Here is a 14,366-nt window from a genome sequence, read left to right on the forward strand (position 1 = left end):
CCCCAAAGTAGCGGTTGATCGGCGCCGCAAAAAGTCAAATGATATGACTGTTGGGGCCGCGTCGAGTGCGGCCTCAGGCTGCCGGAATGCAATGCGCGCGAATGAAGATTGCTGGTGTCGTCTGATCCCAGGCCCGCGTCGCGAGACGCCCGCTGCATGTAACGTCGGATCGATCGGCCCCAGCGGACAAGGAACCGCCAGGGAGGAACGAATGGCGAAAGTGGCAATGACCGTCAATGGCCGGAAGGTGAGCAAGGAGTGTGAGGACCGCACGCTGCTTGTGCACTTCATCCGAGACAATCTAAGCCTCACCGGAACCCATGTCGGCTGCGATACCTCCCAGTGCGGGGCCTGCGTCGTGCACATGGACGGCAAGGCCGTCAAAAGCTGTTCCATCCTCGCGGCCCAGGCTGCGGGGTCCGACATCCTTACCATCGAGGGCCTTGCCGCCAACGGCGAGCTTCACCCCGTCCAGGCCGCCTTCAAGGCCAATCACGGCCTGCAATGCGGCTTCTGTACGCCCGGCATGGTGATGACTGCGGTCGACATGATCAACCGCTACGGGGCTCAGCTCGACGAGAAGACGGTGCGCGAGAACCTCGAAGGCAATATCTGTCGATGCACCGGCTACCATAACATCGTGAAAGCCATCCTCGCCGCTGCCGAAGACATGGGCGCGGCAGGCCGGCAGGCTGCGGAATAAGGGCAGCGAATAGGGATGGCGAGTGGCGAATAGGGCGCAACACCGCACCCACGCCACTCCCCCCTATTCGCTACTCCCTATTCGCTATTCGCTCATTCTGTGGAGGAGATGAAGATGGGTGTCGAAGGTATCGGCGCGCGCGTCGCGCGAAAGGAAGACAAGCGGTTCCTGATGGGCCAGGGCCGTTATACGGACGACATGTCCGTGCCGGGCATGCGCTATGCCGCATTCGTGCGCTCGCCGCACGCGCATGCGAAGATCAGGAGCCTCGATACGTCTGCGGCCGAGGAGATGCCGGGCGTCATCGCGGTCTTGAACGGCAAGCAGATGCTGGACGATGGCATCGGCAACCTGATCTGCGGCTGGATGATCCATTCCAAGGATGGTTCGCCGATGAAGATGGGCGCCTGGCGGCCGATCGCGCATGAGACGGTGCGTTATGTCGGCGACGCCGTCGCCGTGGTGGTGGCCGACACGATGGGCGAGGCGCGCGACGCGGCCGAAGCCGTCGTCGTCGACTACGACGTGCTGCCCGCCGTCACCGATGCGGTGAAGGCGCTCGAAGCCGGCCAGCCGCAGCTGCATCCGGAAGCGCCCGGCAACCTCATCTACGACTGGCAGATCGGCGACGGTGATGCGACCGATGCGGCCATCGCAGCCGCCGCCCATGTCACGGAAATGAAGATCATCAACAACCGCCTCGCGCCGAACCCGATGGAACCGCGGGCAGCGCTCGGCATCTACGATTCCGCCGAGGACCACTATACCTGCTACACGACGAGCCAGAACCCGCATGTCGCGCGCCTCGTCATGAGCGCCTTCTACAATGTCGCGCCGGAAAACAAGCTACGCGTCATCGCCCCCGATGTCGGCGGCGGCTTCGGCTCGAAGATCTACATCTATCCCGAAGAGATCGTCTGTCTCTGGGCCTCCAAGCGCTCCGGCGTGCCCGTGAAGTGGACGTGCGACCGCACCGAGGCCTTCCTGACGGACGCCCACGGCCGCGACCATGTCTCGACGGTCAAGATGGCCTTCGACGCGAACAACCGCATCACGGCGCTGAAGGTCGACACGATCGCCAATTTCGGCGCCTACATGTCGCTCTTCTCCTCCGCCGTGCCAACCTATCTCTATGCGACCTTGCTCTCGGGCCAGTACGCCATCCCGGCGATCCACGCCAATGTGCGCGCCGTCTACACCAACACCGTCGCCGTCGATGCCTATCGCGGCGCCGGGCGGCCGGAAGCGACCTACCTGCTCGAACGCACGATGGAGACGGCGGCGCGCGAACTCGGCGTCTCGCCGGCGGAACTGCGCCGCGCCAACTTCATCCGCACCTTCCCCTACCAGACGCCGGTCATCATGAATTACGACGCCGGCGACTACGAAGCCTCGCTGGAAGCCGCCATGCAGGCCGCCGACTGGAACGGTTTTCCCGCCCGCAAGGCGGAAGCCGCCAGCCGGGGCATGAAACGCGGCATAGGCATGAGCTGCTATATCGAGGCCTGCGGCATCGCGCCGTCGGCCGCGGTCGGCTCGCTCGGTGCCGGTGTCGGCCTCTGGGAATCGGCGGAGGTGCGCGTCAATGCGGTCGGCACGATCGAAGTGCTGACCGGCTCGCACAGCCACGGCCAGGGCCATGAGACGACCTTCGCCCAGCTCGTCGCCGACCGCTTCGGCGTGCCGATCGACAGCGTCTCCATCGTACACGGCGATACCGACAAGGTGCAGATGGGCATGGGCACCTATGGCTCGCGCTCCGGCGCCGTCGGCATGTCCGCCATCGTGAAAGCACTCGACAAGGTGGAGGCGAAGGCGAAAAAGATCGCAGCGCACCTGATGGAGGCCGACGAGAGCGACATCGTCATCGAGAACGGCGCCCTGAAGGTCGCCGGCACCGACAAGACCGTGCCGTGGTTCCAGATGGCGCTCGCCGCCTATACCGCGCACAACCTGCCCTCCGGCATGGAGCCGGGCCTGAAGGAAGGCGCCTTCTACGATCCGGCCAACTTCACCTTCCCGGCCGGCTGCTACATCGCGGAGGTCGAGGTCGATCCGGAGACCGGCAAGACCAAGATCGTGCAGTTCGTCGCCGCCGACGACTTCGGCAACATCATCAACCCGATGATCGTCGAGGGCCAGGTGCATGGCGGCATCGCGCAGGGCATCGGCCAGGCGCTGCTGGAGGGCGTGCATTATGATCCCGACACGGGCCAGCTGCTGACGGCGAGCTACATGGACTACACCATGCCGCGCGCCGACGACCTGCCGTCCTTCAACGTCTCGCACCAGGTCACGCCCTGCCCGAACAATCCGCTCGGCATCAAGGGCTGCGGCGAGGCGGGCGCCATCGGCTCGCCGCCGGCGCTGATGAACGCCATCACCGACGCCATCGGCAACAACGACCTCACCATGCCCGCAACGCCCCAGAAGGTCTGGGCGGCTGCGCGGCTTGCCGCCAACTGACGGAGGGAACCATGTACGCCACGAATTACCATCGCGCGTCCTCGATCACCGACGCCGTCAAGCAGCAGTCCTCCTCCGACGAGGCGAAATATGTCTCCGGCGGCATGACGCTGATCCCCACCATGAAGCAGCGGCTGGCGGCCCCGTCCGATCTCGTCGATCTCCGCCATATCGCGGAAATGAAGGGCATTTCCGTCAACGGCAGCCGGGTCCGGATCGGCGCCGGCACGACGCATGCCGAGGTCGCGACCTCGGCGGAGCTGAAGGCGGCCTGCCCGGCGATCTGCCACCTCGCCTCCCATATCGGCGACCCGCATGTGCGGCATATGGGCACGATCGGCGGCTCGATCGCCAACAACGACCCCGCCGCCGACTACCCGTCCGCCATGCTGGCGCTGGGCGCGACGATCGTCACCAATGCCCGCGAAATCCCCACCGACGACTTCTTCACGGGCCTCTTCGAGACGGCGCTGGAAGAGGGCGAAATCATCGTCGCCGTCACCTTCGACGCGCCGGCCAGGGCCGCCTATTCCAAATTCCCCAACCCGGCCTCGCGTTATGCGATGGCCGGCGTCTTCGTGGCGAAACGGGCGGATGGCGGCGTGCGGGTGGCGGTGACGGGCGCCGGCTCCAACGGCGTGTTCCGCCATGCCGGGCTGGAGGATGCGCTTGCCGCCAACTGGTCGGCTGATGCCGCCGCCGGCGTCGACGTGGACGCCTCCGACCTGCTTTCCGACATCCACGGAAGCGCGGAATACCGGGCTAATCTGGTGAAAGTCATGGCCAAGCGCGCGGTCGCCGCCGCCTGACCCCTCGAAAAAGTTGAAACTGTTCGATTAAAAGGACGGTTGAGACCGTCCTTTTTTCATGCAGACTTGACATGCATCAACAGGAAATGGCCTTTGGGGGCTTAAGATACATTGGAATGGTTCAAAGGTGGCGCAATTTGCCGCAGCGCTGATCGTTGCAGCGGAAGGGCGCCTGATATAGCCGATTGAACGACAGCCAACGATGACGGTGTCCGGTAACTAGTGTCCGGGCGATTGCCGGACTGGAGACTCTGGATGGACTTCGAGACCTACTTCAAGAACGAGCTTGGCGGCCTGCATCAGGAAGGCCGTTACCGCGTTTTCGCCGACCTGGAGCGCCAGAAGGGCAACTTCCCGAAGGCGACGCGCCACACGGCAGGCGGCCCGCAGGACGTCACGGTCTGGTGTTCGAACGACTATCTCGGCATGGGCCAGCACCCGACCGTCACCGAGGCGATGAAGAACGCCATCGACCAGTGTGGCGCCGGTGCCGGCGGCACCCGCAACATTTCCGGCACCAACCACCACCATGTCCTGCTGGAGCGCGAACTCGCCGACCTGCACGGCAAGGAATCGGCCCTGCTCTTCACCTCGGGCTATGTGTCCAACTGGGCAGCCCTCGGCACGCTCTGTTCGAAGATCCCCGGCATCATCTGTTTTTCCGATGCCGGCAACCACGCTTCGATGATCGAGGGCATCCGCCACTCGAAATGCGAGCGCGTGATCTGGAAGCACAACGACCTCAAGGATCTCGAAGCCAAGCTTGCCAGCGCCGACCCGCGTGCGCCCAAAATGATCGCCTTCGAATCGGTCTATTCGATGGATGGCGATATCGCCCCCATCAAGGAAATCTGCGACCTCGCCGACAAATACGGCGCGATGACCTATCTTGACGAAGTGCATGCCGTCGGCATGTACGGCCCGCGCGGCGGCGGCATTGCCGAACGCGAAGGCCTGATGCACCGCCTCACCCTCATCGAGGGCACGCTCGGCAAGGCCTTCGGCGTGATGGGCGGCTATATCGCCGGCTCGGCCGCGCTCTGCGATTTCGTCCGCTCGTTTGCCTCCGGCTTCATCTTCACCACCTCCCTGCCGCCGACGATCGCCGCCGGTGCATGCGCCGCCATCCGCCACCTCAAGGTCAGCCAGGTCGAACGCTTCGCCCATCAGGAGCGCGTGCGGCGCCTCCGCTCGGCTCTTGACCGCGCCGGCATCCCGCATATGCCGAACCCCAGCCACATCGTGCCGGTGATGGTGGGCGACGCCGCCAAGTGCAAATGGATCTCGGACCTGCTGCTCGACAATTTCGGCATCTACGTCCAGCCGATCAACTACCCGACCGTGCCGAAGAAGACCGAGCGCCTGCGCATCACGCCGACGCCGCTGCACACGGATGCCGATATCGACCATCTCGTCGGCGCCCTGCATTCGCTCTGGTCGCGCTGCGCGCTCGCCCGCGCCGTTGCTTAAACGAAATTAAGCGAGACCTATCCGATGAGCCCGGCGGCCACCCGCCGGGCTTCTTCGTCTGCGGCGAAGACGTCGTCCATCGACGTGGCCTGCGGCAGATGGCTGAGCCTGTCCATCACCTGCTCGGCAATATCGGCCATTTCCAGAAACCCGATGCGCCCGCTGACGAAAGCGTGGAACGCCACCTCCTCGGCAGCATTCATCACGCCCCCCTGCAAACCGCCGCGTTCCAGCGCCGTGCGGGCAAGCCTGAGCGCCGGGAAACGCACCTCGTCCGGCGCCTCGAAATCGAGCCGCGAGAGCTTTGCGAAATCCAGCCGGTCGACATTGAGCGCCGAGCGCTGCGGATAGGTCAGCGCATAACCGATCGCCGTGCGCATGTCGGGCGAGCCGAGCTGCGCCAGCACGGAACCATCGACATATCCGACCATGGAATGGATGATCGACTGCGGATGCACCACGACCTCGATCTGGTCCGGCCGCACATCGAACAGATGTTTCGCCTCGATCATTTCCAGCGCCTTGTTGAACATCGAGGCGCTGCCGATCGAGATTTTCAGCCCCATCGACCAGTTGGGATGGGCGCGGGCGATATCCGCCGTCACACCTGCCATCTGCTCCCGGCTCCAGGTGCGGAACGGCCCGCCGGAGGCCGTCAGCACGATGCGCTCGACGGCATGGCGCTGGTCGTCCTCCAGGGCCTGGAAGATCGCGCTGTGCTCGCTATCGACGGGAATGAGCCGCCCGCCGCCCTCGGCGACCGCCTGGACGAACAGATCGCCGGCCGAGACGAGGCATTCCTTGTTGGCGAGCGCGATATCCGCGCCCCGCTTCGCCGCCGCCAGCGTCGGCGCCAGGCCGGCCGTGCCGACGATCGCCGCCATCACCCAATCCGCATCGCCCGAAGCCGCGTCCATCAGCGCCGCACGCCCGGCGGCCGCCTCGATGCCGCTGCCGGAAAGCGCATTCTTCAGGTCGGCATAACGGCTCTCGTCGGCAGTCACGACCAGCCGCGCACCGCAATCCTTCGCCTGCGCGGCGAGCAGGTCCACATTGCCGTTGCCGGTCAGCGCCACGACCTCGTAGCGTTCGCGCCCGCCGAGCTGGCGCACGACGTCGAGCGTGCTGGTGCCGATGGAACCTGTGGAGCCGAGAATGGTGATGCGGCGTTTCTGCCGCTGGTCGGGAGCCATGGTGAATTCCGCGTTTTTCTTGTTTTCTACAAATGGCTCTACAGGCGAAAGACGCCTGCAACAAGTCATCGAAATGCTGTAAAGCGAAGGCTTGGTTCGTCTTGTGGAACCCGCGGCTTGACCTTTTCGCCCGGTCGGCCATAACGTCCCGGCAAAGCGGTCTTCCGCCCTGACGCGATTGGAGAAATCTGTGCACCGACGCCTGAGAGTATGGACCCTCGCCTGCCTCGCCTTTCTGGCGGCAGTTCCGGCCTATGCCGACGAGCCGGTCCCGGGTGGTCTCGGCGGCACCTGGCTTGCCGAGGATATCGGCGGCAACGGCGTGATCGACGATCTGCAGACGACGCTGGAGATCAAGCCGGACGGCAATTACGGCGGCAATGGCGGCTGCAACACCTATCGCGGCAAGCTGAAGGTGCAGAACGGCAACATCGCCTTCGCTCCCGCCGCCGCGACGCGCAAGATGTGCGCGCCTGCCATCATGGACCAGGAGCAGAAGTTCTTCGACGCGCTCGGCACGGTCACCTCGTGGAAGCTCGAAAACGGCATCCTGCACTTGACCGGCAAGGAAGGCGCACCGCCGATCCGGCTTGCCGCGCTCAAGAACAACACCGACATCGTCATCCGCCTTCCGGGGCCGGAACAGAACGTGGCGCGCGAGACGCTGAACTACCAGTGCGACGCCGACCAGCGCGTCGTCGTCGAATATATCAATGTCGGCTCCAATTCGCTCGCGGTCCTGCGGATCGCCGAAGAGACGGTCATCGCCGCCAATGTCATGGCCGCCTCCGGCGCCAAATATGCCGGCGGCCGCTACGAGTGGTGGACCAAGGGCGACGAGGCGACGCTCTACGACCTGACCAGGGGCGAGAACGCATCGGGCGTCACCTGCAAGAAGACCGGCTGAGCCGGCGCGACATCTTGGTCTTTACGCAATTCCGAACGCAAAACCGCTTCACACTTTTGCTGGAATTGCTCTGAGAAGGAACACCGCATGCCCACGTTCCAGGTCGGACAGAAGGTCGTCTGCATCAACGACCGTTTCAAGAACGTCTCGATCGACCAGGGCATCCGCAAGGGCCAGATCTACACCGTGCGCTGGGCCGGCCACTACCGCCACTATGTCGACGGCGACTTCTACGGTATCAAGCTGATGGAACTCTACCGCGGCAAGGACGACGGCCCGGAAGGCTACGGCGCCGACGACATGCCCTTCCGCGCCACCCGCTTCCGCCCACTCGTCAGCGACCGCATCCGCAACATGCTCGGCATCAAGGCGCCCACGCCAAAGGTCGTCGCCAAACCCTCGCTCGTCCCCTCCATCCGCCCCAAGCCCCGCGTGGTGACCCCGGAGCGCGAAAAGGAAGACGTCTGACGATGCGAACAGGGCAGCGCAAGGGAGGCCCGATGCGCCCCGTCACTATCATCCTCACCCTCACCTTGCTCGCCGCCTGCACGACCGACCGCCCCGCAAACTGCGTCGTCACGCCAACGAACCTCGTCGAGTGCAACGCGAAATGAAGGCTTGGCGGCGTCTCAAAAAATGAGCGCAGTTGATCGCCGATTTGTGTATTACTCTTTCCGTGAACAGGGGTCGGCAATTTGCCGTTAGAGGGTTCCTCCGCAGCGCTTTCACGCGAAACAGAGGGCCGAGACCTGCACGAGGGGCTGGGGCGGTTTCATGGCACTGATCATGGGCGGAATTTCGCTTGTCAACACGCAGGTGGATGACGTGGAGTTCGAGTCATCCGTTACCGGCCTGAGCGATGGCGGTTGGGTGGTGACCTGGATAGCGTACGATCTGGCAGGCACGCATAGCGAAGTCCTGCAACAGGCCTTCAATGCGAATGGAACCCGCAGAGGCGTTGAAACGCGCATAGATGCCCTGTCGGCCGACCTGGAACTCTCCCCATCCGTGACCGCGCTCGCCGATGGTGGGTGGGTCGTGAACTTTTCGACCTCTGACGGCACGACGGAACAGGTCCTCCAGCAACGGTTTGACGCCACTGGCAACACAGTTGGGCTTCTGGCAGACATCAGTCCGGGCCTTGTGGGCGACGACGAATACGAACAAAGCACCGCCGCCCTGCCGGATGGCGGTTGGGTCGTCACCTGGACATTGGAGACATCGGGCGGCGACACGAGCATCTACCAGCAGCGCTTCGATCTGAATGGCGTCTCCACCGGGCTGACACAGCTTTCCAGCAGCACCGGCGACCTTATCAGTGTCCAGCCAAGCGTGGCGACGCTTGCCGATGGCGGCTGGGTGACCGTGTGGACTATCTACGACTTTTTCAACGATTCGTTCGAATTGCACATTCGCACCTTCGACGCGGACGGCACGCCGAGAGACTCGGAAACGCTGACCAGCGCGAATTACGACGACTACGGCATACTCGACCCGATCGTCACCACTCTGGCAGACGGCGGCTGGGTGGTAACCTGGACGTCCGAATATCAGGATGGGGACAGTCTGGGCATCTATCAACAGGCCTTCAACGCCGACGGTTCGATGCGAGGCGTTGAAAGCCGGGTCAACACCACGACATTCGACGCACAAGCCCTGCAGACTGCGGCGTCCCTTCCCGGCGGCGGCTGGGTGGTTGCCTGGGCTGATATCTCCGGCGCGATCTTCCAGCAAGTGTTCGATCGATTGGGAAGGCCCGTGGGCCGGGAAACCCTGGTAAACGGTGCCGACTTTGCCTTGGGATATCCTTCCATCGCCGTTCTTGACGATGGCAGCTGGGTCATCAGCTGGTCGGGCAACAGCGCTGAAGACGATATCGGCATATTTCAGCGCAAGTTTACGCTTGAGACCGTGACGCGCCCCCTTGATCCGCCAACGACAAAGGGCACGGACGGCGCCGACCAGCTTTTCGGCACCAATGGCCGCGACATCGTCGATGGCGGAAAAGGCGACGACACCATTTTCGCGCGCGGCGGTAACGACACCGTTTTCGGCGGGCAAGACGACGACACGATCGGCGGCGGCGATGGGAACGACGATCTCCAGGGCGGAGACGGCAAGGACGCACTCTTTGGCGGCAAAGGCAACGACACGCTGCTCGGAGGCGCCGGCGAAGACAAGCTCTATGGCGGGGACGGTAACGACAGCCTGAACGGCGGAGACGGCGACGACCAGGTCTATGGCGGCAAGGGTTCCGACACCCTCTTCGGCGGCAAGGGCCACGATACGATGGGCGGCGGAGACGGCGCCGATACGCTGCGCGGTGAAGCAGGCAACGATACGCTCTACGGCGGTGCCGGGAACGATCGCCTTGAGGGTGGCGCGGGAGCGGACAACCTGTTCGGCGGCCTCGGCGCCGACATCCTTGCCGGCGGCGCGGGCCGCAATGTCCTGACCGGCGGCAAGGGCGCAGACGTGTTCCTGTTCACCGCCAGGGGCGATTCCGGCGCCGATGCCAGGACCCGCGACACGATCACGGATTTCAGCCAGAAGGGCGGCGACAAGATCGACCTCAGCAAGATCGCCCTCGACAACGGCAGCGGGGCAACCCCGTTCTTCAAATTCCTCGGCCAGGGCGATTTCACCGGCAAGGCCGGCGAACTGCGCTATGAAATCGCCGACGGCAAGACGACGGTTTTCAGCGACATCGACGGCGACGGAACCGCCGACTTCTCCATCCTCCTTGACGGAAAGATCAATCTCAAGGCGACCGACTTCATCCTCTGACGGCGTTCTGGATCATCTTTGGAAGAAATGGTGATCCCGGCGCGATTCGAACGCGCGACCCCCAGATTAGGAATCTGGTGCTCTATCCTGCTGAGCTACGGGACCACTGACTGCACCCATACAAAAGCCGGGCCTTTTAGCCAAGTGGTTTTCAGGCGGAAAGCCGGCTTTCGGCGAGCTTGACCCAATAGGTCACCCCATGCGGGATGGCGTCGTCGTTGAAGTCGTAGGCCGGGTGGTGCAGGCCGGCGGTGTCGCCGTTGCCGATGAAGATGAAGGCGCCGGGGCGGGACAGCAGCATGTAGGAAAAATCCTCGCCACCCATCATCGGGTTGAGCGCCGGGTCGACCGCAGCCTCGCCTGCTATGTCGCGCGCCACCGTGACGGCATGGCTGGTCTCGTCCGGGTGGTTGACGGTGACGGGATAGTTGCGGTGGTAGCCGACCGTGATTTCCGCGCCGTGTGCCGCGGCAAGGCCGCTGCAGATCTGGCGGATGCGGGCTTCCGCCTCCTCGCGCATCTTGGGGTCCAGCGTGCGCACCGTGCCGGCAAGCTGCGCCTGCTCGGGAATGACATTGTGCGCAAAGCCGGCATTGAACTTGGTGACGGAGACGACGAGCGAGGCGATCGGATCGGCGACGCGCGAGACGATCGTCTGGAGCGCACCCACCACCTGCGAGCCGATGACGATGGGGTCGACCGTCTTGTGCGGCAGCGCCGCATGGCCGCCGCGGCCCTTGACCGTAATGGTGAATTCGTCGGTCGCCGCCATGATCGCGCCTGGGCGCGTGCCGAAGGAGCCGACCGGCATGCCCGGAAGATTGTGCATGCCATAGACTTCGGCAATGCCGAAACGCTCCATCATGCCGTCCTTGACCATCTCGTTGCCGCCGCCGCCGCCCTCTTCTGCCGGCTGGAAGATGACCGCGACATTGCCGGAGAAATTGCGCGTCTCCGTCAGATACTTTGCCGCGCCGAGCAGCATGGCGGTGTGGCCGTCATGGCCGCAGGCATGCATCTTGCCCCTTGTGGTCGAGGCCCAGGGCTTGCCGGTCGCCTCCTCGATCGGCAGCGCGTCCATGTCGGCGCGAAGCCCGATCGTGCGTCCCTCGCCCTTGCCGCGGATGAGGCCGACGACGCCGGTGCGGCCGATGCCGGTCACGATTTCGTCAACGCCGAACGAACGCAGCTTTTCTGCGACGAAGGCCGCCGTCTTCTCCACGGCGAAGAGAATTTCCGGCTCCTTGTGGATGTGGCGGCGCCATTCAGCGATTTCGTCCTGCATTTCTGCGGCGCGGTTGAGAATGGGCATGCGATCATCCTGTCTTGTTCGGCCGGAAAATTGGCCATCTCTGCTCGATGGCTTTGCCATCACGGTGCCATATAGGTTAAATAGGGCGACGGTTCGAGACAACTCCCGATTTCGAGGACAGACCCTTGCAGATGAACGGACGAACGACGCGCCGGAGCGCACGGATTTTGGGCTCCAGCCTGCTGCTCGCAGCCACCCTTCTGGCAACCACCGCGGCGGCCAACCCGCGCATGCTGGTGGACGTCAACACGCTGAAAGTCATCGAGCACGAGGACGCCTTCCAGCGCTGGTATCCCGCCTCCCTCACCAAGCTGATGACGGCCTACACGGTCTTCCGCGCCATCAAGGCCGGCGAGGTGACGCTGGAAAGCACGGTCACGATGACCAAGAACGCGGCTGCCGAACCGCCGAGCAAGATGTATTACAAGCCCGGCCAGAAGATGACGCTCGACAGCGCGCTGAAGATCATCCTCGTCAAGTCGGCCAACGACGTCGCCGTGGCGATCGGCGAATCGGTCGGCGGCTCGGAACAGGGTTTCGTCGCGCGCATGAACGCGGAGGCCGCCCGCATCGGCATGAGCTCTTCGCATTTCATCAATCCGCACGGCCTGCCCGGCAAGGGCCAGTACACGACGGCGCGCGACCTCGCGGTGCTGGCCGTGACGCTGAAGCGTGAATTCCCTCAATATGCCTCCTATTTCGCGTTGGAAGGCTTTACCACCGGCAAGAAGCAATATCCGAACTTCAACATGCTGATCGGCCGCTTCGATGGCGCCGACGGCATGAAGACCGGCTTCATCTGCGCCTCGGGCTTCAACCAGGTGTCTTCCGCCACCCGCAACGGCCGCAGCGTCGTTTCCGTGGTGCTCGGCTCCGACAGCCTTGGTGCGCGCGCCGACATTTCGGCCGGCATGCTGGAGAAGGGGCTGACGATGCGGGCGGGCAACGTGCCGACGCTCGGCCAGCTCCGTCCCTATGGCGAGACGCGCGACACCGTCGCCGACATTTCCGAGGACATCTGCTCGAAACATGCCGCCAAGGTGCGCAGCGAAGGCCGCGACGAGGCGGGCCGGCAGAAGCTGGTCTCGCCCTATATCCACGAGCTGGACCGGCCGCTGAGGCTCGTCTATGCCGGGCTCATCGGCGGCGGCGCGACGAAGCCGGCCGGCAACGAGCAGGTTGCCGTCGGCGACATGGGCGACATCGCCAATGTGCCGATCCCGATCCCGCGGCCGACCTACTGACAGGCACATTCACGAACAGGACAAGACCATGACCCTCGCTGAGCGGCGCGTGCCGGTTTCCGTGCTGACCGGATTTCTGGGTGCGGGCAAGACCACCCTGCTCAATCGCCTTCTGAAGGACCCGACGCTGACCGACACCGCCGTCATCATCAACGAGTTCGGCGAGGTGGGCATCGATCACCTGCTGGTCGAGCAGTCGAGCGACGGCGTCATCGAACTCTCCGACGGGTGTCTGTGCTGCACGATCCGCGGCGAGCTGGTCGATACGCTGGCCGACCTGATGGACCGCATGCAGACGGGCAAGATCCAGCCGCTGAAGCGCGTCGTGATCGAGACCACCGGGCTGGCCGATCCGGCACCGGTGCTCCAATCGGTCATGGGCAATCCCGTGCTCAGCCAGTCCTTCAGCCTCGACGGCGTGATCACCGTCGTCGATGCCGTCAACGGCCTCTCGACGCTCGCCAATCACCCCGAAGCGGTCAAGCAGGTCGCCGTCGCCGACCGCATCCTGATCAGCAAGATCTCGATGGCCGACGCCGCGGCCGTGGACGCCGTGAAGCAGGAGATCGCCGCGCTCAATCCGCGTGCGATCGTTTCCGACGTCAATACGCCCGGCCTCGTCGGTCCGGCTCTGCTCGCCAACGGCCTCTACGACCCCGGCAGCAAGATCCCGGATGTCCGGCGCTGGCTGCATGAGGAGGCGCATGATCATCATGATCATGATCATGATCATGACCACGATCATGGGCACGACCACCACCATCACGACCACGGGCACCACCATCACCACGGGCACGGCCACCAGCACGCCCATGACGTGACGCGTCATGATGCCACGATCCGCTCCTTCAGCATCGTGCACGATCGCCCGGTCGATCCGATGGCGCTGGAAATGTTCATCGACCTCCTGCGCTCCGCCCATGGCGAAAAGCTGCTGCGCATGAAGGGCATCGTGCTGATGTCCACCAGTCCGGAGCGCCCGCTGGTGCTGCAGGGCGTGCAGAGCGTCTTCCATCCGCCGGAGCGGCTCGCCGCCTGGCCGGACCCGGACGACCGACGCACCCGTCTGGTGCTGATCACCAAGGACCTGCCGGAAGCCTTCGTGCGCGATCTCTTCGACGCCTTCACCGGCACGCCAAGCATCGACCGCCCGGACCGCGCGGCGCTTTCAGACAATCCGCTGGCGATACCGGGATTGCGGCTTTAAAGCCTGCGCGCGGTTTACCCCCCCTCTGCCCTACCGGGCATCTCCCCCTCAAGGGGGGAGATTGGATGAGGCGCCGTCTCGCCCTTTACGCACGCTGCTGCTTGAGAGGTGTTCCCACCACTTGCCAATCTCCCCCCTTGAGGGGGGAGTGTTCATGTTGGACTCGCGAGGCGTTTTCTTGCGAGGAAGATGTCGAGTGTGATCTGGAGCATTTCGAGTGTCTTTGATGCGCGCTTTGTTTTCCGGTTGAAGCGGGCCAGCATGTCGC

11 protein-coding genes and 1 tRNA gene are annotated in these 14,366 nt (G+C 64.1%); 9 read left to right on the top strand and 3 right to left on the bottom strand.

The features are described from left to right. Positions 1-211 precede the first annotated feature (211 nt). From GB927_RS32355 to hemA, 4 genes are all read left to right on the top strand, one after another. Positions 212-703 (top strand): (2Fe-2S)-binding protein, encoded by a 492-nt coding sequence (locus GB927_RS32355; protein WP_256121306.1) that lies wholly within the window; start codon positions 212-214, stop codon positions 701-703. Positions 704-817: 114 nt separating this feature from the next. Further along, positions 818-3,169 (top strand): xanthine dehydrogenase family protein molybdopterin-binding subunit, encoded by a 2,352-nt coding sequence (locus GB927_RS32360; protein ID WP_256121307.1) that lies wholly within the window; start codon positions 818-820, stop codon positions 3,167-3,169. Between the two features lie 11 nt (positions 3,170-3,180). After that, a complete protein-coding gene (locus GB927_RS32365; RefSeq protein ID WP_256121308.1) occupies positions 3,181-3,978 on the top strand; it encodes an FAD binding domain-containing protein in 798 nt (265 codons plus the stop codon). A 255-nt stretch (positions 3,979-4,233) separates the two neighbouring features. After that, positions 4,234-5,448, top strand: coding sequence for a 5-aminolevulinate synthase (gene hemA / locus GB927_RS32370; protein WP_256121309.1), 1,215 nt, complete (start codon positions 4,234-4,236; stop codon positions 5,446-5,448). A gap of 17 nt (positions 5,449-5,465) precedes the next feature. On the opposite strand, the gene dxr is transcribed toward hemA, so the two are convergent. After that, complete coding sequence (gene dxr / locus GB927_RS32375; protein ID WP_256121310.1) at positions 5,466-6,641, bottom strand: 1-deoxy-D-xylulose-5-phosphate reductoisomerase; 1,176 nt, start codon at positions 6,639-6,641, stop codon at positions 5,466-5,468. A gap of 190 nt (positions 6,642-6,831) precedes the next feature. On the opposite strand from dxr, the gene GB927_RS32380 reads away from it, so the two are divergent. The 3 genes from GB927_RS32380 to GB927_RS34345 all read left to right on the top strand — a co-directional run bounded on the left by GB927_RS32380 (position 6,832) and on the right by GB927_RS34345 (position 10,335). Continuing rightward, positions 6,832-7,548: an META domain-containing protein gene (locus GB927_RS32380; RefSeq protein ID WP_256121311.1), complete on the top strand. Its 717-nt coding sequence runs from the start codon at positions 6,832-6,834 to the stop codon at positions 7,546-7,548. Between the two features lie 87 nt (positions 7,549-7,635). Further along, positions 7,636-8,016: a CAP-Gly domain protein gene (locus tag GB927_RS32385; protein WP_256121312.1), complete on the top strand. Its 381-nt coding sequence runs from the start codon at positions 7,636-7,638 to the stop codon at positions 8,014-8,016. A gap of 306 nt (positions 8,017-8,322) precedes the next feature. Further along, positions 8,323-10,335: a calcium-binding protein gene (locus GB927_RS34345; protein WP_305112946.1), complete on the top strand. Its 2,013-nt coding sequence runs from the start codon at positions 8,323-8,325 to the stop codon at positions 10,333-10,335. A 28-nt stretch (positions 10,336-10,363) separates the two neighbouring features. On the opposite strand, the gene GB927_RS32405 is transcribed toward GB927_RS34345, so the two are convergent. Both GB927_RS32405 and GB927_RS32410 read right to left on the bottom strand, forming a co-directional pair. Next, a tRNA-Arg gene (locus tag GB927_RS32405) sits at positions 10,364-10,440 on the bottom strand. Positions 10,441-10,486: 46 nt separating this feature from the next. Continuing rightward, positions 10,487-11,647: a M20 aminoacylase family protein gene (locus GB927_RS32410; protein WP_256121313.1), complete on the bottom strand. Its 1,161-nt coding sequence runs from the start codon at positions 11,645-11,647 to the stop codon at positions 10,487-10,489. A 131-nt stretch (positions 11,648-11,778) separates the two neighbouring features. Between GB927_RS32410 and GB927_RS32415 the strand changes: the two genes are divergently transcribed. Together GB927_RS32415 and GB927_RS32420 are read left to right on the top strand one after the other, a co-directional pair. Continuing rightward, the gene (locus tag GB927_RS32415) at positions 11,779-12,891 is read left to right on the top strand and encodes a D-alanyl-D-alanine carboxypeptidase family protein (RefSeq protein ID WP_256121314.1); all 1,113 of its coding nucleotides are present in this window, start codon (positions 11,779-11,781) and stop codon (positions 12,889-12,891) included. Between the two features lie 28 nt (positions 12,892-12,919). Beyond that, positions 12,920-14,098: a CobW family GTP-binding protein gene (locus tag GB927_RS32420; RefSeq protein ID WP_256121315.1), complete on the top strand. Its 1,179-nt coding sequence runs from the start codon at positions 12,920-12,922 to the stop codon at positions 14,096-14,098. Positions 14,099-14,366 lie beyond the last annotated feature (268 nt).

The organism is Shinella lacus, assembly GCF_010994755.1.
Lineage (GTDB): Bacteria > Pseudomonadota > Alphaproteobacteria > Rhizobiales > Rhizobiaceae > Shinella > Shinella lacus.